This is a genomic window from Epibacterium sp. MM17-32, from assembly GCF_022348205.1.
In the GTDB taxonomy this organism is placed as follows: Bacteria; Pseudomonadota; Alphaproteobacteria; order Rhodobacterales; family Rhodobacteraceae; genus Epibacterium.
This window is the reverse complement of the sequence record NZ_JAKRFC010000008.1, coordinates 1-23,002: the sequence shown is the minus strand read 5'-3', so window position 1 is coordinate 23,002 and position 23,002 is coordinate 1. Positions and strand designations below refer to the sequence as shown.

The window sequence follows — 23,002 nt, the reverse complement described above, 5'->3', positions numbered from 1 at the left end:
CGCCGCTCACAAGCCGTTACTCAGCTGCGGCCTCGGATGCCACGGTCAGGGCGCCGCCTGCCTTGGAAACTGCCTCGACGGCAGCTTTGGATGCACCGGTCACGGCGATGGTCGCCTTCGCGGTGAATTCACCCTTGGCCAGCACGCGAATGCCGTCCAGCTTGCGGCGCACGACACCGGATGCCACCAGGCTGTCCTCGGTCACGGAAGCGGCGTCGAGCTTGCCTGCGTCGATGAATTTCTGGATCAGGCCGAGGTTCACAACAGCGTATTTCTTGGCGTTGGGCTTGTTGAAGCCACGCTTGGGCAGACGCTGGTAGAGCGGCATCTGGCCACCTTCGTAGCCGTTGATCGCCACACCGGAACGGGACTTCTGACCTTTGATACCGCGGCCACCCATTTTACCTTTGCCGGAGCCCGGACCACGGCCAACGCGGGTCCGTTTCGGGGCTGCACCTGGGTTGTCGCGCAGTTCGTTGAGTTTCATATCGCTTCTCCTAAAGCCGGAAGTGGCCCCCTGAAGCGTATGGGGCCAGACACGGCATTTCTTGGTTTTGATTCTGTGGCGCGGGATGCCACCGGGGGCGTATAGACGGGATACCCCGCAGGATCAAGAGCGGCCTCGCCCGATCCCGCCGCGCGGCCCCAGCCGGGCGCGGTGCCGAGGGGCGATTTCTTCAACGCGCTGGAGATGGTGACCGTCTCTTTGGCACCGGACCCCACATTGACCGTCCCACCCGTCACCGAGACCTCGCCCAGAAGGCGCCCCAACTCATAGCCCCAGGCATGATCGTCATGGCACCCGAGCTGCACCGGAAACGCACGCGTCTGACCCGGCTCGATGATCTCTCTGGGGGCCATGGCATCTTGGGTGCGCTTGCCACAGGGGGCGTGCCTGACGTGGCGGAGCGCCCCGCGCCAGAGCTGCCCTTGCGCGCCTCCAACACATATCGCTGCGCCTCCGTATCGAAACGGTAGTTTTCTACACGGTAGATCACGCCAGTATCGGCGTTATACTGCACCGCGCTATACCCCGACGTGCCAGAATAGCTGGAGAAATTCGCCTGCATGTTTCGCCCACCCTGCGGGTTTTTGGCCACCGGCTTCCCGTAGCGAGCAATCACCTCTGAACTCGTGGTGCGTCCGGGTTCAATCGCGCGCATCAGTGCTGTACGCCCCTCCGGCACATTCCCGATTTGATCAGAGCCGCTGATGTCATCGCTCATGCAGCCTGCGGCCACAGTCGGACAAAACAGGGCAATCAGGCTGCGTCGGGTGCGAGATATGGCATAGCCCTCTCAGGCAGGCTGAGTGGACCGTGCCCCCTCGCGGCCACGGATGTAGATCCCGGATGCACCGCCACCGGCGCATGGGATCGATATGTGTCGTGTCTGTGTCGCTGGCGCGGTTGTTGAGAAAGGCGGCGCCGCCGGGTCGGAAGAGGATCGGAGGCGTCACCCTCCAAGAAGACCAGATATCTGACCTCGCGCTCCGGGGCGTCACCCCCAAAGCCCAGTTCCAGGTTGGGTCCGGCTTGCCACACCGGCCCGCGAGTTGCGCAACTCGCCGAACACAATGCCCTATCCGCCCAAAGATCCCCTCACCAGGGCGCGCGCCGGGCGCGCAACAAAAACGCCCCCACGATGTGGAGGCGTTCTGTTCAGCCGGCATGCACCCCGAGGGAGGAGGAAGGGCGCGGCCGCTGTATGGGAATGTCTTCAGGCGCCGTAAACGTGGGTCCGGGCCAGATCCGCGATGTCGCAGCGGCGGATGCCGATGTCGGCCAGGTCGCGGTCGGTCAGCGCATCCAGCTCCTCGTAGGTCCGCTTGTACTCCTTGTAGAGATCCCAGCTGGTGCGGGCGTTCTCTGCCAGGCCGCGCAGACGGGCGACGACGGAGGGGGTTGCAACGGTGCTGTTCAGTGCGTGTGCCATAGTGGTCTTTCCTTATCTCTAGCCGGGACGGGTTTCCGCGGCTCTTGGTGTCTCTGTTCAATTCCTTTGACACTTGCGAAGATAAGGCAGGGCGTTGGCGCTAACAACTGACGGTTCGGAACACCCGCTATGCCGCAGATGCATAGTAAGCGCAGTTGTCGTTAACGCGAATTTCACATGTTTTGCACAAATCCGCGCCACACCTTTTGGACTGCCCAAAAAAGCGCCTCCGCAGGCATGCGAAGGCGCCGGGATCAGCCGCGTCTTACGGCTTCACGATATGCCAGGCGCCGCCGACACCGTCGCCGCTGGTCTGTCCCGGGGCCGTGTCATTGACCCAGAGGTACAGCGGCTTGCCGTCAAAGGCGACCTGCTGGCTTCCATCCGTGCGGGACACCAGCGAGGCCCCCTCGGGCAGGTCGGTGCCTGCCTCGACCACCAGCGGCGGCCATTTCTGGGCGCAACCGCCATAGCAGTTGGATTGGCCGTCGGCATCCTTGTCGAAGGAATAGAGCGTCATCCCATGCGCATCGGTCAGGTAGCCGGCGTCAGAGGTCTGCACGGCTGCGGCGCTGTGGTCGCCGGCAATGGCGCTGGTGGCAGCGGTGAGGGCAAAACAGGTGGTGAGGGCGGCAAAGCGGATCATGTCATTCTCCAGTCAAATGCCTGCGTGGGTGCAGGTACAAGGAGAACACCCCGGCGACGGTTTCTATTCGCCCCACCGACGTTTTTTCTGTGCCACCACCCCCGCCAATAAAAAACGCCCCCGGATCACTCCGAGGGCGCTTCTATTGGGAAGGTCGAAAGAGGCTTAGCCGCGCTCTTCGACGATTTCCACCAGATGCGGGATCTTGTTGATCATGCCGCGCACGGAGGGGGTGTCCTCCAGCTCGCGGGTCTTGTGCATCTTGTTCAGGCCCAGACCGATCAGGGTTGCGCGCTGGTCGGCGGGGCGACGGATCGGAGAGCCGATCTGTTTCACGACGATGGTTTTAGCCATGGATCAGGTTCCTTACGCTTCTTCAGCCACTTGGCTGGACTCGGCCGGAGCCTCGTCCCGCTTGGGCAGGATGTCCGCAACTTTCTTGCCACGACGCTGAGCAACAGCGCGGGGGCTCTGCTCTTTCTTCAGACCGTCGATGGTGGCGCGGATCATGTTGTAAGGGTTCTGAGAGCCAACGGACTTGGAAACCACGTCCTTGATGCCCAGCATTTCAAACACGGCACGCATCGGACCACCTGCGATGATCCCGGTACCTTCCGGAGCGGTGCGCATGACCACCTTGCCGGCGCCGTGGCGACCGTACATGTCGTGGTGCAGGGTACGACCCTCTTTCAGCGGCACGCGGATCATCTGGCGCTTGGCTTGCTCGGTTGCCTTGCGGATCGCCTCGGGCACCTCTTTGGCTTTACCTTTGCCGAAGCCGACGCGACCTTTTTGGTCACCTACGACGACGAGCGCGGCGAAGCCGAAGCGCTTACCACCCTTAACGGTTTTGGACACGCGGTTGATCGCGACCAGACGATCTGCGAATTCCGGTGTCTCTTCACGGTCGCGGCGGTTGCCGCGGCGGTTTTCACGTTCTGCCATTTGGCATTCCTTCATGATGTGACGAGGACGTCAGACCGCCCCGTCAAATGTTCCAATCCTGGTGAGCGGATCAACAGACCTGCTCCCGGATCATCGGGACCACTGACGTGATCCACTCTGTCAAAATCGGTCGGGCGCCCCGGCCAGCGCGGCGCCCGGTTGATCCTTAGATCTTCAGACCACCTTCACGCGCAGCGTCGGCCAGAGCCTTCACTTTGCCGTGGTACAGGAAACCGCCACGATCGAAGTAGGCTTCGCTCACGCCAGCGGCTTTCGCGCGCTCTGCGATCACGGAACCGACTTTGGTTGCCGCTTCGATGTTGTTCTTGCCCACAAAACCAAGATCCTTTTCCAGGGTCGAGGCTGCGGCCAGGGTCACACCTTTGACGTCGTCGATCAGCTGAACAGAGATGTTCTTGTTCGAGCGGTGCACGGAGAGACGCAGACGGCCTGCGTTCACCTTGCGAAGCTTGTTCCGGACGCGCAGACGACGCTTCAGAAACAGGGTACGTTTGCTGTTTGCCATTTTGCTTGTCCTTACTTCTTCTTGCCTTCCTTGCGGAAGATGAATTCGCCCTTGTAGCGGATGCCTTTGCCTTTGTAGGGCTCGGGACGACGCCAGTCGCGGATCTGTGCCGCCACTTCGCCCACCACTTGTGCGTCTGCACCTTCCACAACGACTTCGGTCTGCTTCGGCGCGGTGATGGTGACACCTTCCGGAGCAGTGAAATCGACGTCGTGGCTGTAACCGAGGTTCAGCTTCAGGGTGTTGCCCTGCATCTGCGCCCGGTAACCAACACCCTGGATCTCAAGCTCTTTCTTGAAGCCCTGGGTGACGCCGTGAACCATGTTGGCAACCATGGTGCGGGACATGCCCCACTGCTGGCGCGCGCGCTTGGATTTGCCGCGCGGCTCAACTTTCACCAGGTTGTCCTCGACAGTCAGGGTGACGTCGTCGGTTGCGGTGAAGGTCTGGGCGCCTTTCGGGCCCTTCACTTCGATGGTCTGGCCGGACAGGCTGGCGGAGACGCCGCTGGGCAGTTCGACCGGTTTCTTACCAATACGAGACATTGTGCTGAGGCCTCCTTAGAATACGGTGCAAAGCACTTCGCCACCGACGTTGGCCGCGCGTGCATTTGCATCCGACATCACACCTTTGGGGGTGGAGACAATCGACACGCCAAGGCCCTGACGGACCTGCGGAATGTCATTGACGCCCATGTACACGCGACGACCGGGCGTGGAGACACGCTTCAGTTCGCGAATGACAGGTTCGCCTTCGTAGTACTTGAGGCTGATTTCCAGCGCCGGGTGGCCGCGTTCATCAGTCGCTTTCTCATAGCCGCGGATGTAACCCTCGGACTGCAGCACATCCAGAACCCAGGCGCGCAGTTTGGACGCCGGAGTCATGACAGTGGATTTGCCACGCAGCTGAGAGTTACGGATACGGGTGAGCATATCGCCGATAGGATCGTTCATATTGTCTCTCCCTTACCAGCTCGATTTCACCATGCCGGGGATCTGGCCGTTGGAGCCAAGGTCCCGCAGAGCGATCCGGCTGACCTTCAGCTTACGATAGTAAGCGTGGGGACGGCCGGTCAGCTGGCAGCGGTTATGCAGACGGGTTGCCGACGAGTTGCGCGGCAGTTTCGCCAGTTTCAGACGCGCTTTGAAACGCTCTTCCATTGGGCGGGATTCGTCATTCGCGATCTCTTTGAGCTCGGCACGTTTGGCAGCGTATTTGGCCACCAGGCGCTCGCGCTTCTTTTCGCGTTCGATCATTGCTTTTTTAGCCATGGTCTCTTCCTCTCCGCGATCAGCTGTTGAAGGGCATGTTGAAAGCTTTCAACAGCGCCTTAGCTTCCGCGTCGGTGTTCGCGGTGGTGGCAATTACGATGTCCATGCCCCAGGATTCGTCGATCTTGTCGAAATCGATTTCCGGGAACACGATGTGCTCTTTCAGGCCCATGGCGTAGTTGCCACGACCGTCGAAAGAGGTGCCGGACACACCGCGGAAGTCGCGGATCCGGGGCATCGCGATGGTGATCAGACGGTCGAGGAATTCATACATCCGCTCGCCACGCAGGGTCACCTTTGCACCCATCGGCATGCCTTCACGAACGCGGAAGCCAGCGATGGAGTTCTTTGCAACGGTGGTCAGCGCTTTCTGACCGGCGATCTTGGTCAGGTCTTCCTGAGCCGATTTCGCCTTCTTGCTGTCCTTGACGGCTGCACGGCCGCAGCCGATGTTCAGAACGATCTTCTCCAGCTTGGGGATCTGCATCTCGTTCTTGTAGCCGAATTCCTCTTTCAGGGCGCCACGGATGGTGTCCTTGTAGAGGGTCTTCAGACGCGGGGTGTAGGTTGCATCGTCAAGCATCAGACAGTCTCCCCGGTGGTTTTTGCAAAGCGCACCTTCTTGCCGTCTTCTTCGCGGAAGCCGACGCGGGTTGCTTTGCCGTTGGAGTCCAGCAGAGCCAGGTTCGACAGGTCGATCGGCAGGGCCTTGGGCAGGCGGCCGCCTTGCGACGTCTGGGTCTGACGGGTGTGACGGATGGCCATGTTCACGCCATCTACGACAGCTTTGCCGGCTTTGGGGTCAACGGAAGAAATGGTGCCTTCCTTGCCCTTGTCGCGACCAGCAAGCACGACGACCTTGTCGCCTTTGCGCAGTTTAGCAGCCATTAGAGCACCTCCGGAGCGAGCGAGATGATCTTCATGAAGTTCTTCGCGCGAAGTTCGCGAACAACCGGGCCGAAGATACGGGTGCCGACCGGCTCGTTGTTGTTATTCAGGATAACAGCAGCGTTGCGGTCAAAACGGATGGCGGTGCCGTCTTCACGACGGACCTCTTTGGCGGTGCGAACGACAACGGCCTTGCGGACGTCACCCTTCTTCACGCGACCGCGCGGGATGGCTTCTTTAACCGAGACGACGATGATGTCGCCAACGGAAGCGTATTTACGCTTGGAGCCACCCAGAACCTTGATGCACTGAACTCGGCGTGCGCCGGAGTTGTCAGCTACATCCAGATTTGTTTGCATCTGGATCATGTGGTTTCTCCCGACCTTTGGGGCAGCGATGCGTGCTGTGATCCCCCAGGGTTTCGACTGTGCTGATCAGCAAAGTCGCCAGGAGCCTGTGGTTACAGGCTCTTAGGCGTCAATGACTTCCCAGCGTTTCGTTTTCGATTTCGGCGCGCATTCGATGATGCGTACAGAGTCGCCGACCTTGAAAGCGTTCTTTTCATCGTGAGCCCGGTACTTCTTGGACTTACGGATGGTTTTCTTCAGAACCGGGTGTGTGAAACGGCGTTCCACGGACACGGTGACGGTCTGAGCGTTTGCGTCGGAGGTCACGACGCCTTGCAGGATACGTTTGGGCATCTGTAGAGCTCCTTATTCAGCCGCTGCTGCGGCTTTTTCGTTCAGGATGGTTTTCACGCGAGCAGCGTTGCGGCGGGCCGCCTTGATGCCTGCAGTGTTTTCCAGCTGACCGGTCGCTTGTTGAAAGCGCAGGTTGAAGCTCTCTTTTTTGAGGTTTGCGAGTTCGTCGCGGAGCTCGTCCACGGTTTTGTCGCGCAGATCCTTGGCGTTCATCGCCTTGCGTTCCTTTCCTTGGCACCAGAGGGCCCCTTATGGCGGGTCACCCTTTACCCTGGTGGGTTATGTCGTCTGCACAGAACGTGCAGAAAAAAGAATCGCCCGACACAATCCGACTCGCGAATTGCGGGAGCGATGCGTCCCTCTACAGGAGGGTGGCCGGGAGGGCAAGGGAAACCTCCGGATTATCCGGCGGGTCGGGTCTTCCCTCGGAAGGTCCGGTGCGGATGCATTGGCAACGGCGTCTGCGCCGGGCCGCCCCGCCGCCGGGCGCGGGCTTGACTTTGATCCTGCAACCACGCAGCACTGGGCGTTGCGCACACCTGTAAAAGGCTCCTGTTATGGTTGCAACCGAGACCGATGACGCCTTGGTCGAACGGCCGAAACTGACCTTCGCGCCCGAGGTCTGTGCCTGGGTCGAGGCGCATTATGCCGCGGCGGATGTGATCCTGGAATACGGCAGCGGCGGCTCCACCGTTCTGGGCGCGGAAATGCCGGGCAAGACGCTCTACTCGGTCGAGAGCAGCCGGGACTGGCACCTGATGATGCAGCGGTATTTCGAACAGAATGACGTCCCCTCGCCGCCCGAGCTGCACTATGTCAATATCGGCGAGACCGGCAAATGGGGCCTGCCGGTCAATACCGAGCAGCAGCACCGCTATCACAAATACCCGCTGGCGATCTGGGACCAGGAGGGGTTTCGCCATCCGGATCTGATCCTGATCGACGGAAGGTTTCGCGTCGCCTGCGCGCTGACGGCGATGCTGCGCTGCACCCGGAAGGCAACGATCCTGTTTGACGACTACCGCGACCGCAAACGCTATCAGGTGCTCGAAGAGTTCCTCGAGCTCAAGGAAATGCGCGGCTACATGGCGCGCTTCGAGGTGGAGCCGACCGCCCTGCCCCGAGACAAGATGACCCGTATTATCGGCTTGTTCGCGCGCCCATTCTAAGCCCCCCGATCAGCGCGCTCACGCCTGGGCAACGCACCCCCGCGCCCCTTTGCAGACGCAGAGAGACGTCAGATGATCTCGTCCTCATCAAACATCGCCGCGCCTTCAAGCTGCGCGTTCAGGCTCTCGATCCGGCTTTCCGCCTCTGACGTATTCACGACGCGGGCGATATGAAACAGCGCGTCGCCCTCGTTGACGATGGGCAGGTTGGCGCGCCCGATCACCAGGCCGGACTGGCTGGCGGTCAGTTCCATCTCTTCCTCGCCAAAGGGGTCAGCCACGATGCCGAGCACATCGCCGGCCTCCACCATCTCGCCGGTGGTCTTGTAGGCCCGCAGCAGCCCCCCCGCCGGCGCGCGCTCCCAGGTGGAGTCGCTGGCACGCACCGGCACCACTTCGGCCAGGGGCACGCCGTCATCGGGGATCATGCCAAGCGCGTGCATCACCCGCAGGATACCCGCCACCCCGACCCGCGCCGATTGTTCGTCGAAGCGCAGCCCCTCCCCCGCCTCATAGAGCAGGATGTCGACGCCCGCCTTCTGGGCCTCGTGCCGCAGCGAGCCGTCGCGCAGGGCCGAGCGGATCACCACCGGCGCGCCAAAGGCATCGGCGTAGGCCAGCGTCTCCTGCGCCTTGGGGGAGACCCGGATCTGCGGCATGTTGGTGCGGTGGATGGCGGCGGAGTGCAGGTCGATCCCGAGGTCGGAGCGGGCGACGATCTCGGTCATGAACAGATGCGCCAGGCGGCTGGCGAGCGAGCCGCCCTCGCTGCCCGGGAAACAGCGGTTGAGATCCCGCCGGTCCGGCAGATAGCGCGAGTGATTGAGAAAGCCGAAGGTATTGACGATCGGCACCACGATCAATGTGCCTTTCAGCCGTGCGAACTGTCGGCTGCGCAAGAGCCGGCGGGCAATCTCCACCCCGATCACCTCGTCGCCGTGGATCGCGGCAGAGACAAACAGCGTCGGCCCCGCCTCCGCGCCATGGATCACATGGGCCGACATGTTGACCGGCGTGTGATCCGACAACACGCTGACCGGCAGATCCACCGTGCGCCGGGTGCCCGGAGGAATGTGAAAGCCGCCGATGTCAAAGGGGGAGCGCCGCGTCATACTTGTGCCTCTTGGAAAACTTCGCCCAGACGCTATGCGGCTTTGCTCGTTTTGACAATCACACCCGTGCCGGGTGCAGCACGGTCTGCGCTCACTGTGCGTAGGCGGCCTCGGTCACCCCGGCCATCGGCGCCTCCGCTTTGGGCCGCAGTTTCTGGGCCGCACCGATCCGGCGATAGCCGAAATTGTCGAAATCGGCGGCATAATAATCCTCGATAATGGCGCGGCTGCGGGCATTCAGATCGGAGACGGTGGTGCCGCACAGCCGTTCGGTCCGGTTGCGCATCGGCAGGTCCACATCGGATTGCGTCAACCGCTGAACCATGGTCCAGTCGTCGTCGATTTCCTCCAGGCGGCAGACCAGTTTCACCAATGGTGCCCCGGCATGGTCGACGACCCAGGGCAGACAGGGGTGCAGGGACATTTCGGTGTCGAGCGCCTCCGGATCACGATCCTCAAGAGCCTCGGCCACCCAGTCATTGAGCGACAGATCGATCCCCGCCTCTTCGCCCTCCGCGATCTGGGACCGGTACCGGTAGAGCGAACAGACCCGCTCGTATGGGCGACGCACCAAGGCAAAGGTTCGGAGCGAGTCCCAGGACGCACCGCCGGTCTTCTGCCGCCATTCCCGCGCCTTGCCATGCAGGTAGTATCCCTTCAGCGCGTCGGCGACGGCGGTGCCGCCACATTTTGGAATATGGACAAAGAAATACGGCCGCTGAAAGGTCTCAACCAGCCACTTTATGGCCAGATCACCGGGCACGGTCTGCTTTGCAGCAGCGTGTTCTGGATATTCGATCATGGGGCACCTGTTGGTCGGAGGTCACCGCGGCAAGCTCGCAGGTGGGCCTTAAGGAACCCTGAAGTCCCCGGTGATTTCACGACCAAATTGCGCCGGCGCCCTCTCGCCCCGTGCCCGCTCAGGCCCAGGCGTAGTTGAAGGAGACCGAGATCCGTTCGTCCTCGGCCATGTTCATCGGCACCTCATGGCGGATGAAGCTTTCCCACAGCAACACATCGCCGACCTTGGGGCTCTCATAGACAAAGGTCTTCAGCTCCCGGCGGCAGTCCTTATTGCGTGGCGGATGCGCCATCATCATCGCGTGGCGCGGATCCTCCAGCTTCAGCGCGGAGGCGCCATCGGGCATGGCCACATAGGTGGTGCCCGAAATCACCGAATGCGGGTGGATGTGGCTGGCGTGGGTGCCCCCTTCGGGCAGGATATTGATCCAGAGATCCTCCAGCTTCAGCGCGCGCCCATCCAGGTTCAGTTCCAGATCCTGCGCGAAGGCCATCACATGCGCATCGAGCGATGTCACCAGATCGGCAAAGATCGGAAACCGCCACGGCAGATCCGTGAGCGAGGCATAGGAGGTGTAACCGGGATAGCCGTTCTGCTCGCACCAGTCCTGCCCCGCCTCGTCATCTTCGGCGATGGTGATGCAGGAGGTTTCCATCTCCTGCGGGTCAATGCTGGGACCATGCTCGGACAGCGCGGCACGGTAAAGGCGGGTCACAAAGAGGGAATCGATCTGGGCCATGGCGTCCTCTTACCGCAGGCCGCAGCGATTTGGCGAGAGGCGTCTGCGCCCATAAGATCTGGCCCCTGAGAAAAGACCCCGCGCCCCGGCTGGGGGCACGAGGTCGTTTCGGCAGGTCGGCCGGGGCGCGCTGCCCGGGCCGCCGATGTTATTCGTATTTCGCCGCGATCTCGGCCTGGGTGCCGTCGTCGATCATCGATTGCAGCGCCGCCTGCATGCGGTCGACCAGCTCCTGATCGGTCTTCAGGCTACAGGCCAGCGACATGGTCGTGGTGGAGAGGACCAGGGCTTCCTCGACCTCGACCCCATCCGCGCGCGAAGCTTCGAGGAAGGAACCGGAGGTGGCCATCAGGTCGATGCGCCCTTGCAGCAGCTTCTTGACCGTCGCGGCCTGATTGGGGGCCAGATCGATTTGCTGAAAGCCCGCTTCCTCCAGCACGCCAACGGTATAGTCGCCGGTCTGGCTGCCGGTGCGGTAGGCTGCGGCCTCCTCGATCGTGGCGGGCGCCACATCGCTGCCGGCCTTGCGCACCAGAATGGTGCTGTCGGAGGCCAGAGGCTCCACCCATTTGAAATTCGGATCACGCTCTTCGGTGTGCGTGGTGCTGAACACGCAGGTGTTGGGGCGGCGCTCCGCCTGACCGATGGCACGGGACCACTGGGTCAGCTCCACCTCGTAGGAGATACCGGCCCGATCCATCATCTCGAACACCTGATCCGCGCCGAGACCGACGATCTCGCCGTCCTGCTCAAAGTTCAAGGGCGCGTAGTCTTCGGTAAACAGCATGACATCTGCTGCCTGGGCGCCGCCGGCAAGGCCGAGAAAAAGCGCGGTGGCAAAGGTGGGAACAAGCTTCATCGTGAGGGTCCTTCCGTGATCGCTGAACTGCCCGGACCGTAGCGCGCAAGGTTAAAGGAAACGTTCCCGGATTTGAGGTTTTCAAATCTAATTTTAGCGCTTCAAAAGCGGGCATCGCCGCCGCCCAAATGGAGTCATATTCCCGGGCCATCGCCCTCGAACACATAGGCGCAGCCCTCGTGCACCATCGGCCGCTCCGGTGACAGCGGATTGTTCACCAGGAACCAGCGCCAGCCCCCGGTCGAACCGGGCCCGCCGGGTGCGGGGGAGTAGGTACAGCCGTTGGCCAGCGTCCAATAGGTGGCGTGCCGGTAGCGATAGGGCGCCTGACTGATCGCCGCCAGTCGCGTCTGCCGCGTGACGGCCTCTGTCGCACCGTCCTGTCCGGTCGGCCCGACGTAAAGATCACAGCCGGCAACCGCGACCAATGTCACCAACAGCCCAACCTGAAGTCTCATCACCTGCCCTCCTGAGGATCAAAAGCGGAGGTCAACAGATATAGGGGTATAAAGTGAACATTTACTCTCTGTTCCGACAACTGATCGCAAAACGGGGCGGTTCTCCTGCGCGCCCCCGCCTCCGGAGGACGTTCTGACGGCACATCAGGCCGCATCCAACGGAAGGCAGCGCGCATAGAAAAACCCCCCGCCAGTTTCCTGACGAGGGGCTTTCATTCATTTGCAGAAGTCTGGAGTTACCAGTCTTCACGCACCACGATGCGGGTCTGCACCGGCAGCTTCATGGCTGCGAGGCGAAGCGCTTCGCGGGCGATGTCTTCATTGACGCCGTCAATTTCAAACATCACACGGCCCGGCTTCACTTTGCACGCCCAGAAGTCCACGGAGCCTTTACCCTTACCCATACGCACTTCGACGGGTTTGGAGGTCACCGGGGTGTCCGGGAAGATCCGGATCCAGACACGACCCTGACGCTTCATGTGACGGGTCATGGCACGACGGGCTGCCTCGATCTGACGGGCGGTCACACGCTCGGGTGTCACTGCCTTCAGGCCGTAGGTGCCGAAGTTCAGATCAGAGCCACCCTTGGCGTCGCCCTTGATCCGGCCTTTGTGCATCTTACGGAATTTAGTACGCTTTGGCTGAAGCATATCGCGTTACTCCTTAGCGGTCGCCACGACGGTTACCGCCTGCACCGCGAGGTGCCGGACCGTCCTGGATTTCCTGAGCCTTGCGATCACGCGCCTGGGGATCATGCTCCATGATCTCGCCTTTGAAGATCCACACCTTGATACCGATGATACCATAGGGGGTGGAGGCTTCAGAGTGTGCGTAATCGATGTCTGCGCGCAGGGTGTGCAGCGGCACACGACCTTCACGGTACCATTCGGTCCGTGCGATTTCTGCACCGCCCAGACGACCAGCGACGTTCACCCGGATACCCAGGGCGCCCATGCGCATGGCGTTCTGCACGGCCCGCTTCATCGCGCGACGGAAGGACACACGGCGCTCCAGCTGCTGGGCGATGGACTCGCCAACGAGCTGTGCGTCGAGTTCCGGCTTGCGAACCTCAACAATGTTCAGGTGCAGCTCGGAATCGGTCATGGAAGCGATCTTCTTGCGAAGAACTTCGATGTCCGCGCCTTTTTTGCCGATGATCACGCCCGGACGCGCGGTGTGAATGGTCACACGGCACTTCTTGTGGGGGCGTTCGATGATCACGCGGGCAACACCGGCCTGCTTGCACTCTTCCTTGATGAACTCACGGATCTTGATGTCCTCGAGGAGGAGATCACCGTAGTCCTTGGTGTCAGCGTACCAGCGGCTGTCCCAGGTGCGGTTGATCTGCAGGCGCATGCCAACCGGATTGACTTTATGTCCCATTAGGCTTGCTCCTCAACTTGACGCACCTTGATGGTGATCTCAGCGAACGGCTTCAGGATCTTGCCGAAGCGACCACGGGCCCGCGGACGACCGCGCTTCATGGTCAGGTTCTTGCCGACCCATGCCTCGGCGACGATCAGTTCATCGACGTCAAGGTTGTGGTTGTTTTCGGCGTTCGCGATGGCGGACTGAAGGCATTTCTTCACGTCCTGCGCGATCCGCTTGTTGGAGAAAGTGAGGTCGGTCAGAGCCTTGTCCACTTTCTTGCCACGGATCATCTGAGCCACCAGGTTCAGTTTCTGCGGGCTGGTGCGAAGCATGCGGATTTTCGCCATTGCTTCGTTGTCTGCCACGCGGCGGGGGTTTTTATCCTTGCCCATGACTTACTTCCGCTTCGCTTTTTTGTCAGCGGCGTGACCATAATAGGTGCGGGTCGGGGAATACTCACCGAACTTCTGACCAATCATGTCTTCCGAGACGTTGACAGGAATGTGCTTCTGGCCGTTGTACACACCAAAGGTCAGACCCACGAACTGGGGCAGAATGGTGGAACGACGGGACCAGATCTTGATCACTTCATTGCGGCCGGACTCGCGCGCTGCTTCGGCTTTTTTCAGCACGTAAGCATCGACGAAGGGGCCTTTCCATACAGAGCGAGTCATAGATTAGCGCCCTTTCTTCTTAGCGTGACGCGAGCGGATGATCAGCTTCTGCGACGCCTTGTTGGTGTTGCGGGTGCGCTTACCCTTGGTCGGCTTACCCCATGGGGTCACCGGGTGACGACCACCGGAGGTCCGACCTTCACCACCACCATGGGGGTGGTCGATCGGGTTCATAACCACACCACGGACGCTCGGACGCTTGCCCTTGTGGCGCATACGACCGGCTTTACCGTAGTTCTGGTTGGAGTTGTCGGGGTTGGACACGGCACCAACGGTGGCCATGCATTCCTGACGGACCAAGCGCAGTTCGCCCGAGGACAGGCGGATCTGAGCGTAGCCACCATCACGACCAACGAACTGAGCATACGTACCGGCTGCACGGGCGATCTGGCCGCCTTTGCCGGGCTTCATTTCGATATTGTGAACGATGGTACCGATCGGCATGCCCGAGAACGGCATTGCGTTGCCCGGCTTGATGTCTGCCTTTGCGGAGGCGATGACCTTGTCACCAACTGCCAGACGCTGCGGCGCGAGGATATAAGCCTGCTCGCCGTCGTCATACTTCACCAATGCGATGAAGGCAGTCCGGTTGGGGTCATATTCAATGCGCTCGACGGTCGCGGCGACATCAAATTTATTCCGTTTGAAGTCAACGATCCGGTAAAGACGCTTTGCGCCACCACCACGGCGGCGAGAAGTGATCCGTCCGGTGTTGTTCCGGCCGCCCGATTTGGTCAAACCCTCAGTGAGAGACTTGACCGGACGCCCTTTCCAAAGCTCCGAACGGTCGATCAGAACCAGCCCACGCTGGCCCGGCGTCGTCGGTTTATACGACTTAAGTGCCATGCTTTCTGTCTTCCGTTTAGCGTGCCGAGCCTTAGGTTATTATCTTTGGCCCAGCTATGTTAAAGCCCCCTGCCTTGGCGCATCCGCGCCGGGTTCAGGTGACCGATGAAGGGCCCCGAAGGTCCCTGGGTCGAATGTCCCGACAAAGATAACGGCCCCGGAACGAATCCGAGGCCTGTCAGGATTGGTGCGATGTAGCAGAGGTTGAGGGAGGTGGCAATGGGGGATACCGACTATGCTCTAGGTGAGAGTATTCCAAACCTCTTGAAAACTCTCGTAGTCCATGCGCAGTCGTAAGTACTGAATTCTCGAAAATTTTTGAAACTCAGATGGGTTTTCCGCCCTCTTCGCACCGAGCGTATCCCGCAGGAATTTAAGCGCGTCCATCGCTTCACCCAACCTAACACCGTAAACTGGCTCATGATGAGCGACGCGATTTCTGGTTGCATAGACGACCTCCAACGCCCTTGCTACGTCAGAGCGCTCGATATCTTTGTTGGGGAAAACCTTTTTTAGGGATTTCTTCCATAGCGTACCAGCATAATCGCCGGAGTATAGACGCTTCCAAAAGGAAAAGGTGGTCTGCGAAATCACTTGACCGTGTGACACAACAAAAAGCTTCTGCCTTTCCCTAGCTTTTTCATCATGTGAGGCACCAGAAGGTACACCACCCGGATATGCAAAAGCATCGAGATATGTCTTCTCTTTGTAACTAAGTTTAGAGTAAGCGGCCTTTCTGGCATGACGAACCGCTGTTTTTTGTGCTTTCACTTCGAATGGCTTCAGCGGAATCGATGTACTTCCCGGTAGCAGCCATTGGTCATCCCCAAAATCCGTGACCAATTGGTGATTTGTACTGTTCCTTAAGGCCAGTTCGAACAACGCAATCATTGACATCAGGGACGAACCAAGCTGCAAAGTATGATTGTGGAGTATGATCGCCCTATCCTGAGTGTCCGTAAAGCCCTCGAACGTGGCCAATCTCTCTTGGGAAATATAGTCAACAATTTTCAAATCAAAACTCCCCTGACAACACCTTGAATATCTGTGCGGCCAATGCTATGTCTAGCCTTGAAAGGCAGGGGAAAAGGTCGGCAGCGCTGCTCTGGCAGTGACGGACCCCCCGCCTAATTGAGAGAAGGCTCACCCTTTGGGTGAGCCTTTTTTGTTTTCTTATTACTCCCACGGGAGGGCGCTTCACGCCCACCCAGAGTCAGGCGCTGCCGTTTGTGGTATCCACTAACAGAAAAAGGCCCCCGCTTTCGCAGGGGCCTTCTCAATTCTCAAGCAACCAAATCTCAGAGTCCGGTGGACACGTCGATGGTGTTGCCTTCTTCCAGGGTGACGTAGGCTTTTTTCACGTCTTTCCGCTTGCCCAGCTGGCCGCGGAAGCGCTTGACCTTACCCTTGGTGACGGTAGTGTTGACCGCTTTGACCTTCACACCAAAGAGAGCTTCGACAGCTTCTTTGATCTGCGGTTTGTTGGAGTCGATTGCCACCTCGAACACCACTGCGCCGTGCTCGGACGCCATGGTGGATTTCTCGGTGATGATCGGCTTGCGGATCACGTCGTAGTGTTCTGCCTTCGCGCTCATTTCAGGCGAGCCTCCAGTGCTTCGACAGCCGACTTCGTGAGCACGAGGGTGTCACGCTTCAGGATGTCATAGACGTTTGCGCCCATCGACGGCAGGATATCCAGACCTTCGATGTTCTTGGCGGCACGAGCGAAGCCTTCGTTGACGGCAGCACCGTCGATGACCAGAGCGCGTTTCCAGCCCAGGTTTGCAACCTGTTTGGCCAGAGCGGCGGTCTTGCCTTCGGCTTCGGCGTTCTCGATCACGACCAGTTCACCCGCTTTTGCTTTGGCGGACAGCGCGTGGCGCAGACCCAGCTTGCGGAATTTCTTAGTCAGATCGTGGCCGTGGCTCCGCGGGGTCGGACCCTTGTAGATACCACCTTTGCGGAAGATCGGCGCATTACGGTCGCCGTGGCGTGCGCCACCGGTGCCTTTTTGGCGATAGATCTTCTTGGTGGAGTAGGAGGTCTCGGAGCGGGTCTTCACCTTGTGGGTGCCGGCCTGCGCGTTGTTGCGCTGCCAACGGACCACACGGTGCAGGATGTCCGCACGCGGCTCCAGGCCGAACAGGTCTTCGGACAGTTCGATGTCGCCCGCTTTGCCGCCGTCCAGTTTGATCACGTCAAGTTTCATGCTTCACCCCCTTCCGCGGGTGCTTCAGCCGCAGCTTCAGCAGCAGTCTTCAGAGCCGCCGGGAACGGCAGACCTTCGGGTGCTTTCTTCTTCACGGCATCTTTGACGGTGACCCAGCCGGATTTCGGACCGGGAACAGCGCCTTTGATGAAGACCAGACCACGGTCGGCGTCGGTTTTGACAACCTCGAGGTTCTGGGTGGTCACGCGAGCAGCGCCCATGTGACCGGCCATCTTCTTGCCTTTGAAGACTTTGCCCGGATCCTGACACTGACCGGTGGAACCGTGCGAACGGTGAGAGATCGACACACCGTGGGAAGCCCGCAGACCGCCGAAGTTGTGACGCTTCATCGCACCGGCGAAACCTTTACCGATGGAGGTCCCGGTGACGTCGACTTTCTGACCTTCCAGGAAGTGCTCGGCGGAGATTTCCGCGCCGACTTCGATCAGGCCATCCGCGGGAACGCGGAACTCGACCAACTTGCGCTTGGGCTCAACCTTGGAGGCCGCGAAGTGACCGCGCATCGCCTTGGAGACGCGCTTGACCTTTGCGGAACCAGCACCGAGCTGAACGGCGGTGTAGCCGTCTTTGTCATCGGTACGCTGAGCGACAACCTGCAGGCCATCGAGGGAAAGAACGGTCACAGGGATCTGCTTGCCGTCTTCCATGAACAAGCGGGTCATGCCCACTTTCTTTGCGATAATACCAGAGCGCATATGAATTACCCTCCGATCTTATGACTGCAGCTTGATTTCGACATCAACGCCGGCAGCCAGGTCGAGCTTCATCAGCGCGTCCACGGTCTGCGGGGTCGGGTCGACGATGTCGAGAAGACGCTTGTGCGTCCGGATCTCGAACTGATCGCGGGATTTCTTGTCCACGTGGGGACCACGCAGAACGGTGAATTTCTCGATCTTGTTCGGCAGCGGGATCGGGCCGCGCACTTGTGCGCCGGTCCGCTTGGCAGTGTTGACGATCTCTTGCGTGGAGGCATCCAGCACGCGATAGTCAAATGCCTTCAGCCGGATACGGATGTTTTGGCTTTGCATCGTATAGCCTTTTAGTCAGGCGTTGGGGTTGAGAGGAAGGTCCCGTGCTCATCACGTACCCTCATCGAACCCAAAAGGCGGGAATCACCCCGCCCATTTCCCGCAGTGCGGGATGGGGCCTGTTACACCTGTTGGTACAGTGTGGCAAGGGGGAGGAGCGGCTTTATAGATCATCGCGCGGTCTCCCTCTCTGAACGGATCAAAACAAAGCCAACAAACACCGTGACGACACTAAAGCCCAGGAGACCAACTTCACGGCCCCAAAGGAAAGCAAGTGTTCGCCCGCGCCGATCCGTGAAGACCTCCACATAGTATATTCGGCCTCGCAGAACGTGCCCCTTGCGTCGAAGGTCCCGCTTAATCTCGAAATCGTAATACTCCCGGGCGGTCACGAAGCCACGGATGCGCACCTGTGCGGGCAACGACTGCTTTCCCCGCAAGATGGCGCGCAGATACGCGCGAATGCCATCATCTTGTCGCACTGCAATCAGATGCGGGCCGTCGGTGTCACCAGCGGCGGCGCTGAACACGGCGTAGGATTTCACGTCGTTCTTTTCGACAACGAAGGAGCCAAACAAACCGTTGAACCAACCGCTGGCTTCAAACTCATTGAAGGCACCCACAAAATAGCCGGGATGCAGAAAACGTAGCTGAACAGCCTCCGGACGCACGCCATTGTCATTGATGGATTTCTCGGCATTGTCCTGAAGCGAAGGGAGCGCAACAAGCATGAGGGCACCTCCCATGTACATAACAACAGCGCCCCATATCCCAATCGCAACGCTCCGCAGAAAAGAGAACAGCTGCGCAATCAAATCCGAACCCCAAAAATGCAGTCGTCAATCTGGCCGGTCACCGCAACGGCGTGCCAGCCACATGCCACATAGACCGCGCGACGTACATCAGAAAGGGGGATAGCCACTCGGCGCTTCCCCCTCCCCCAAACGGGTGCACCGCTGGGCGGCCTGCCTCGCAAGCAAGCGCAGAGGCTTCACTCGATTTAAAGGAATTGAACGTACCACGTTTGCACGCGGCTTAGAGGGCTGTTCAGTTGAGGTGTAACCGATCCATGCATATTGAAAATCTTTCGATGCAACTGCCAAAACCCAATCTTGAGATGGACCATTTGGACGTCGTTGTCATCACGGTCACCTACAACCACGAAGCTTTCATCGAGCAGTGCCTGAATTCCGTACTGACCCAAGAGTTTTCGGGTACATTAGGGCTCGTGATCTTTAATGATTGCTCGACCGATCAGACACCCCAGAAAATACATGAGTGCCTTGAGAGATTTCGGGACAAACCCATCGAAGTCAGAGTGATCAATGCCGCAGACAACTTCTGGAGCAAAGGCGCCTTTCCGTTCAAGCGCATCGTCAACGCCATGAGTCCGAAGTACATCGCTCTTTGCGATGGAGATGACGCCTGGTCGGATGTATCCAAGATCCAGAAGCAATTTGACTTCTTGGAGGCAAACAAGAGCTTTGTCGCATGCGGGCACAACTCTACCGTCGTAGATGTGAACTACGACGTACAATCCGACAGTAAGCTACCACCGGCGTTTCAGCGCGACTATTCTCCCGCGGAATTGAAGAGATGTGCCTGTTGGCTGTTGACCAACACACTCTTCTTCCGGGGTGGAATCTCGATCCCTGAAAAAATCGGCACTGTGGTCAATGAGGACCGGGTTCTCTGGAGCACGCTCGGCAGCTACGGTGGCTTCAAGTATATGCAGGACGTGGAGCCGTCCATTTATCGTGTCCACGCTGGCGGGGTGTGGTCACCACGGGAGCCGCTGGATCAGATTCTGACGCAATCAGGCACTGATTTGAGGCTGTCCCAATACCATCTTTCGGAGGGGGACCAACAGACCGCGCTACACATGCTCCTGGCCGTGCGCAAACAGTTGGACAGAATTCGCTAGCCCGGCACCTATCGGCGCGCGAATTCGACAGCCATTCATGACGACGCGCACCTCGGATCACGTCCACACCACGTTGGGCGCGTCAGCGAGCCAGAGCATCTCACCGCCGTCATCGCGAGTGCGGTGCGACCAAGGGCCAAATTCAGCAAAGTCGGTTCCACACGCGACGCGCTCCAAGGATGCCGAGCCCACCATCCCCGGGGCGGCAATGGCTTGTTTCACCTTTGCGCAAATGTCTCGGAGCGCAAGGCCGCAGCGTCTCCACTTGGTCCACGATCTCCTAAGTCGGTTTGGTCTTTCCCCCTTTGGACTGATCGCGATGCGCCACTGCCCCGCACGTGGCCAGCGCCCCAATCGCTAGAATTTTTCACTCGTTTTAAACGAATTATGGACATCATTCTGAGCGACTCGCAACGGGTCCAATCAACTTTAGAGCGACCAATTATGAAAACCCAATATCTCATCAACGGCACAGAAATCCCAGTACAGCTTGCAGCTGAGGACGTTTACGGTGTGGGATCAGACGAGGTGTTGTCCACCAAGTTCGACGATATCACCAAACACACCGACTGGTATAACGCCGGCTATACGACGCTGAAGGCTGATGATTTTTATGATCCCGACGCGATCTATACAGAAACCACAGCAGCAATCATGCAGATCGTCTCAGAGTTGCGCCCGGAAATCGACCTTAGCGGTTTCACGCTTGAACGGTATCACGCTTACGTCGACGATGCGCTCCATGGCGAGGTGATCAAACGCAGCCGACGCCTGTTTCCCTCCGACCTCGGCTTTGACAGTGCCAAGATCGTCAAGAATTTCAGCGCCTATCTCGGGGTTGATCTGAGCTTTACCAATCCGCAGACGAATACGGATGTCTGGATGATCGCGCGCATCAACAAGCCCAAAAGTCACAACTACAATACGGTTCACAAAGACATCTACGAAGCCTTCGACCAACACGGTTCCGTGCCCAAAATGGTCAATATCTGGATCCCCGTGTGTGGTGTGAATGACTGTAGCGGGCTCCCGATGGCCCCTGGGAGCCACCTTCTGCCTGAGAGCAAGATCACCCGCACCAAAGCCGGCAGCACGATGAACGCTCAGCGCTACAGCGTTGCAAGTATTCTCGATTGGGGCGGAAACACCGCTCTGGTCCGTGAAAACCCCAAACCTGATGAATTCCTGATCTTTTCCTCCCACCTGATTCATGGTCTCGCCCTGAACAACAACGAGGATGAAACGCGCGTCTCCTTCGAATTCAGACTGTACGAAAAGCTCTGACAAATGGGCTATGGCAAGATCGGGTTTGGTTGCTGGCAACTTGGCGGGGAACAGACCCTCAACGGAATGCAAAACGGTTGGCGCGCCGGTCCCGAGGCGCAACGCATCAAGCTGATCGAAGACGCAATCTTGAGCGGGATTGATGTTTTCGACACGGCGCAAGCCTATGGTGACGGTGTCAGTGAAACCCTGCTGGGGACAGCCGTAAACCGTTCCGGGCAGCGAGATAATCTGCTGATTGTGACAAAACTCTCGCGCCTCAACGCAGCTGCACCGGACGAGATCAATTGGCAGACATTCCTCTCCTGTCTCGATGATAGCCGCAGGCGGCTCCAGATGGATGTGATCGATGTGGTGTTGCTGCATGGTCCACCGCCAGCGCTGCTCTCCGATAACACCCGGTCGCTGTTTGAGAAGGCGCGAGAGGAGGGCTACATCGGATCTTATGGTGTCAGCCCGCGCAGCTGGGAGGAGCTGCAACATGCGGCTGACATCGGGTTTGGCAGCTATCTGCAATGGAACTATTCAGCACTCGAGCGTCGATGCGATGAGCCGTTCTTATCGAGGCTACATCAGCGCGGGCAGAAGTTTATTGGCCGCTCCACCCTGTTTCGCGGCCTGATAACCGAGACCTTCTTTCGCGAAGGTCCGGCCTGCCGCTTTCATGACGCCAGAGACCAGCTTCCTCAGGCGCTTCTGGCCGAAATACACGAGAAAATCTCTGCCTTGCGCCCAGTCGCCCAGGCCCTTGATCTCACGCTCAGCGAGTTTGCTATTGCTGCGGCTTTGTTGAATGAAGTGTCGCTGTGCAGCCTTGTCGGCATCAGTAAACCAGACCATCTGACCTCTATCATCAAGGTCAGAACCCTCCCGCAGTTCAAGCTCGACGAGATCAGATCTGCGCTTGAGGACCTATAGAGGTACCGCAGCGCTAAGGTGGCGCGCCGCCGGATCCCCTGGGGCGAGCGCTTCATCTTTTTACAAATACCTCGGAGCGCGAGGCAGCGCCTCGCAACAAAAAAGGGCCTCCCGTTGGGAGGCCCTCTCTACTCTCAGATCTTCGCGAGACTTACGCGAGGATCTTGGACACGACGCCGGCGCCAACGGTGCGGCCGCCTTCGCGGATGGCGAAACGCAGACCGTCTTCCATCGCGATCGGCGCGATCAGTTCAACTTCGAACTTCAGGTTGTCGCCCGGCATCACCATCTCGGTGCCTTCCGGCAGGGTCACGGTGCCGGTCACGTCGGTGGTGCGGAAGTAGAACTGCGGACGGTAGTTCGCAAAGAACGGGGTGTGACGGCCACCTTCTTCTTTGGTCAGAATGTATGCTTCTGCCTCGAATTTGGTGTGCGGGGTCACGGAGCCCGGCTTACACAGAACCTGACCACGCTCAACGCCGTCACGGTCAACACCGCGCAGCAGGGCGCCGATGTTGTCGCCGGCTTCACCACGGTCCAGCAGCTTGCGGAACATTTCCACACCGGTGCAGGTGGTTTTCTTGGTGTCGTGGATGCCGACGATTTCGATTTCGTCGCCAACGTTGATCACGCCACGCTCCACACGGCCGGTCACAACGGTACCGCGGCCGGAGATC

The 23,002-nt window shown here is 59.4% G+C and carries 36 protein-coding genes; 4 read left to right on the top strand and 32 right to left on the bottom strand.

All coding sequences use genetic code 11. The features are described from left to right. Window positions 1–16 precede the first annotated feature (16 nt). The 15 genes from rplO to rpmC all read right to left on the bottom strand — a co-directional run bounded on the left by rplO (window position 17) and on the right by rpmC (window position 7,124). Window positions 17–487, bottom strand: a complete 471-nt coding sequence (gene rplO / locus MHM88_RS13670) for a 50S ribosomal protein L15 (RefSeq protein WP_239323285.1) — start codon at window positions 485–487, stop codon at window positions 17–19. Further along, entirely contained in the window at window positions 484–861 is a 378-nt protein-coding gene (locus tag MHM88_RS13665) for a hypothetical protein (protein WP_239366072.1), read from the bottom strand. Before MHM88_RS13665 ends, rplO begins: the two co-directional genes overlap by 4 nt. Window positions 862–1,718: 857 nt before the next feature. Beyond that, a complete protein-coding gene (locus tag MHM88_RS13660) occupies window positions 1,719–1,934 on the bottom strand; it encodes a DUF1127 domain-containing protein (protein WP_239323287.1) in 216 nt (71 codons plus the stop codon). 265 nt (window positions 1,935–2,199) lie between these two features. Next, window positions 2,200–2,580, bottom strand: a complete 381-nt coding sequence (locus tag MHM88_RS13655; protein ID WP_239323288.1) for a hypothetical protein — start codon at window positions 2,578–2,580, stop codon at window positions 2,200–2,202. A 165-nt stretch (window positions 2,581–2,745) separates the two neighbouring features. Continuing rightward, window positions 2,746–2,934 carry a 50S ribosomal protein L30 gene (gene rpmD, locus MHM88_RS13650; RefSeq protein ID WP_239323289.1) on the bottom strand — a complete coding sequence of 63 codons (189 nt, stop codon included), beginning with the start codon at window positions 2,932–2,934 and terminating at the stop codon, window positions 2,746–2,748. A gap of 12 nt (window positions 2,935–2,946) precedes the next feature. Then, window positions 2,947–3,525 (bottom strand): 30S ribosomal protein S5, encoded by a 579-nt coding sequence (gene rpsE / locus MHM88_RS13645; protein ID WP_239323290.1) that lies wholly within the window; start codon window positions 3,523–3,525, stop codon window positions 2,947–2,949. A 166-nt stretch (window positions 3,526–3,691) separates the two neighbouring features. Further along, window positions 3,692–4,051, bottom strand: coding sequence for a 50S ribosomal protein L18 (rplR, locus tag MHM88_RS13640; protein ID WP_239323291.1), 360 nt, complete (start codon window positions 4,049–4,051; stop codon window positions 3,692–3,694). Between the two features lie 11 nt (window positions 4,052–4,062). Continuing rightward, window positions 4,063–4,596, bottom strand: a complete 534-nt coding sequence (gene rplF / locus MHM88_RS13635) for a 50S ribosomal protein L6 (RefSeq protein WP_239323292.1) — start codon at window positions 4,594–4,596, stop codon at window positions 4,063–4,065. 15 nt (window positions 4,597–4,611) lie between these two features. Beyond that, a complete protein-coding gene (rpsH, locus tag MHM88_RS13630; RefSeq protein WP_239323293.1) occupies window positions 4,612–5,004 on the bottom strand; it encodes a 30S ribosomal protein S8 in 393 nt (130 codons plus the stop codon). Between the two features lie 12 nt (window positions 5,005–5,016). After that, window positions 5,017–5,322 carry a 30S ribosomal protein S14 gene (gene rpsN, locus MHM88_RS13625; protein ID WP_239323294.1) on the bottom strand — a complete coding sequence of 102 codons (306 nt, stop codon included), beginning with the start codon at window positions 5,320–5,322 and terminating at the stop codon, window positions 5,017–5,019. A gap of 19 nt (window positions 5,323–5,341) precedes the next feature. After that, complete coding sequence (gene rplE, locus MHM88_RS13620) at window positions 5,342–5,905, bottom strand: 50S ribosomal protein L5 (RefSeq protein WP_239323295.1); 564 nt, start codon at window positions 5,903–5,905, stop codon at window positions 5,342–5,344. Then, on the bottom strand, window positions 5,905–6,210 hold the full coding sequence (gene rplX / locus MHM88_RS13615; protein WP_239323296.1) for a 50S ribosomal protein L24: 306 nt from the start codon (window positions 6,208–6,210) through the stop codon (window positions 5,905–5,907). The genes rplE and rplX overlap by 1 nt, the downstream gene beginning before the upstream one ends. After that, window positions 6,210–6,578: a 50S ribosomal protein L14 gene (gene rplN / locus MHM88_RS13610; RefSeq protein WP_005621870.1), complete on the bottom strand. Its 369-nt coding sequence runs from the start codon at window positions 6,576–6,578 to the stop codon at window positions 6,210–6,212. Before rplN ends, rplX begins: the two co-directional genes overlap by 1 nt. Before the next feature lie 102 nt (window positions 6,579–6,680). After that, entirely contained in the window at window positions 6,681–6,911 is a 231-nt protein-coding gene (gene rpsQ / locus MHM88_RS13605) for a 30S ribosomal protein S17 (protein WP_239323297.1), read from the bottom strand. Between the two features lie 12 nt (window positions 6,912–6,923). Next, the gene (rpmC, locus tag MHM88_RS13600) at window positions 6,924–7,124 is read right to left on the bottom strand and encodes a 50S ribosomal protein L29 (protein WP_005621881.1); all 201 of its coding nucleotides are present in this window, start codon (window positions 7,122–7,124) and stop codon (window positions 6,924–6,926) included. 344 nt (window positions 7,125–7,468) lie between these two features. Between rpmC and MHM88_RS13595 the strand changes: the two genes are divergently transcribed. Continuing rightward, window positions 7,469–8,080 (top strand): hypothetical protein, encoded by a 612-nt coding sequence (locus MHM88_RS13595; RefSeq protein WP_239323298.1) that lies wholly within the window; start codon window positions 7,469–7,471, stop codon window positions 8,078–8,080. A gap of 68 nt (window positions 8,081–8,148) precedes the next feature. Here the strand turns inward: MHM88_RS13595 and MHM88_RS13590 are convergent, their stop codons facing one another. The 16 genes from MHM88_RS13590 to MHM88_RS13515 all read right to left on the bottom strand — a co-directional run bounded on the left by MHM88_RS13590 (window position 8,149) and on the right by MHM88_RS13515 (window position 18,930). Continuing rightward, complete coding sequence (locus MHM88_RS13590) at window positions 8,149–9,192, bottom strand: succinylglutamate desuccinylase/aspartoacylase family protein (protein WP_239366069.1); 1,044 nt, start codon at window positions 9,190–9,192, stop codon at window positions 8,149–8,151. A 91-nt stretch (window positions 9,193–9,283) separates the two neighbouring features. Then, window positions 9,284–9,994, bottom strand: coding sequence for a sulfotransferase family 2 domain-containing protein (locus MHM88_RS13585; protein ID WP_239366066.1), 711 nt, complete (start codon window positions 9,992–9,994; stop codon window positions 9,284–9,286). A 118-nt stretch (window positions 9,995–10,112) separates the two neighbouring features. Then, a complete protein-coding gene (locus MHM88_RS13580) occupies window positions 10,113–10,733 on the bottom strand; it encodes a TIGR02466 family protein (protein WP_239323301.1) in 621 nt (206 codons plus the stop codon). Window positions 10,734–10,881: 148 nt separating this feature from the next. Next, window positions 10,882–11,592, bottom strand: coding sequence for an ABC transporter substrate-binding protein (locus tag MHM88_RS13575; RefSeq protein ID WP_239366063.1), 711 nt, complete (start codon window positions 11,590–11,592; stop codon window positions 10,882–10,884). A gap of 134 nt (window positions 11,593–11,726) precedes the next feature. Further along, window positions 11,727–12,050, bottom strand: coding sequence for a hypothetical protein (locus tag MHM88_RS13570; protein WP_239366060.1), 324 nt, complete (start codon window positions 12,048–12,050; stop codon window positions 11,727–11,729). A 236-nt stretch (window positions 12,051–12,286) separates the two neighbouring features. Then, window positions 12,287–12,700, bottom strand: a complete 414-nt coding sequence (gene rplP, locus MHM88_RS13565) for a 50S ribosomal protein L16 (protein ID WP_239323304.1) — start codon at window positions 12,698–12,700, stop codon at window positions 12,287–12,289. Between the two features lie 13 nt (window positions 12,701–12,713). Continuing rightward, entirely contained in the window at window positions 12,714–13,433 is a 720-nt protein-coding gene (gene rpsC, locus MHM88_RS13560; RefSeq protein WP_239323305.1) for a 30S ribosomal protein S3, read from the bottom strand. Next, window positions 13,433–13,813, bottom strand: a complete 381-nt coding sequence (rplV, locus tag MHM88_RS13555; protein ID WP_005621907.1) for a 50S ribosomal protein L22 — start codon at window positions 13,811–13,813, stop codon at window positions 13,433–13,435. The genes rpsC and rplV overlap by 1 nt, the downstream gene beginning before the upstream one ends. A 3-nt stretch (window positions 13,814–13,816) precedes the next feature. Next, window positions 13,817–14,095, bottom strand: a complete 279-nt coding sequence (gene rpsS / locus MHM88_RS13550) for a 30S ribosomal protein S19 (protein ID WP_005621910.1) — start codon at window positions 14,093–14,095, stop codon at window positions 13,817–13,819. A 3-nt stretch (window positions 14,096–14,098) separates the two neighbouring features. Next, window positions 14,099–14,941, bottom strand: coding sequence for a 50S ribosomal protein L2 (gene rplB / locus MHM88_RS13545; protein WP_005621914.1), 843 nt, complete (start codon window positions 14,939–14,941; stop codon window positions 14,099–14,101). 240 nt (window positions 14,942–15,181) lie between these two features. Beyond that, entirely contained in the window at window positions 15,182–15,955 is a 774-nt protein-coding gene (locus MHM88_RS13540; protein ID WP_239366057.1) for a hypothetical protein, read from the bottom strand. Window positions 15,956–16,239: 284 nt separating this feature from the next. Continuing rightward, the gene (locus tag MHM88_RS13535) at window positions 16,240–16,536 is read right to left on the bottom strand and encodes a 50S ribosomal protein L23 (RefSeq protein WP_005621923.1); all 297 of its coding nucleotides are present in this window, start codon (window positions 16,534–16,536) and stop codon (window positions 16,240–16,242) included. Beyond that, window positions 16,533–17,150 carry a 50S ribosomal protein L4 gene (gene rplD / locus MHM88_RS13530; RefSeq protein WP_011537608.1) on the bottom strand — a complete coding sequence of 206 codons (618 nt, stop codon included), beginning with the start codon at window positions 17,148–17,150 and terminating at the stop codon, window positions 16,533–16,535. Before rplD ends, MHM88_RS13535 begins: the two co-directional genes overlap by 4 nt. Beyond that, a complete protein-coding gene (gene rplC / locus MHM88_RS13525; RefSeq protein ID WP_239323307.1) occupies window positions 17,147–17,866 on the bottom strand; it encodes a 50S ribosomal protein L3 in 720 nt (239 codons plus the stop codon). The genes rplD and rplC overlap by 4 nt, the downstream gene beginning before the upstream one ends. An 18-nt stretch (window positions 17,867–17,884) precedes the next feature. Beyond that, window positions 17,885–18,199: a 30S ribosomal protein S10 gene (rpsJ, locus tag MHM88_RS13520; protein WP_005621947.1), complete on the bottom strand. Its 315-nt coding sequence runs from the start codon at window positions 18,197–18,199 to the stop codon at window positions 17,885–17,887. Window positions 18,200–18,369: 170 nt separating this feature from the next. After that, window positions 18,370–18,930: a hypothetical protein gene (locus MHM88_RS13515; RefSeq protein ID WP_239366054.1), complete on the bottom strand. Its 561-nt coding sequence runs from the start codon at window positions 18,928–18,930 to the stop codon at window positions 18,370–18,372. Window positions 18,931–19,268: 338 nt separating this feature from the next. Between MHM88_RS13515 and MHM88_RS13510 the strand changes: the two genes are divergently transcribed. The 3 genes from MHM88_RS13510 (at window position 19,269) to MHM88_RS13500 (ending at window position 22,325) form a co-directional block, all read left to right on the top strand. Further along, a complete protein-coding gene (locus MHM88_RS13510) occupies window positions 19,269–20,123 on the top strand; it encodes a glycosyltransferase family A protein (protein WP_239366052.1) in 855 nt (284 codons plus the stop codon). A gap of 444 nt (window positions 20,124–20,567) precedes the next feature. Further along, window positions 20,568–21,407: a phytanoyl-CoA dioxygenase family protein gene (locus MHM88_RS13505; RefSeq protein WP_239366049.1), complete on the top strand. Its 840-nt coding sequence runs from the start codon at window positions 20,568–20,570 to the stop codon at window positions 21,405–21,407. A 3-nt stretch (window positions 21,408–21,410) separates the two neighbouring features. Beyond that, window positions 21,411–22,325 carry an aldo/keto reductase gene (locus MHM88_RS13500; RefSeq protein WP_239366046.1) on the top strand — a complete coding sequence of 305 codons (915 nt, stop codon included), beginning with the start codon at window positions 21,411–21,413 and terminating at the stop codon, window positions 22,323–22,325. A gap of 151 nt (window positions 22,326–22,476) precedes the next feature. Here the strand turns inward: MHM88_RS13500 and MHM88_RS13495 are convergent. Next, window positions 22,477–23,002 (bottom strand): EF-Tu/IF-2/RF-3 family GTPase (locus MHM88_RS13495; protein WP_255734649.1); only part of this gene is annotated, 526 nt, incomplete at its 5' end.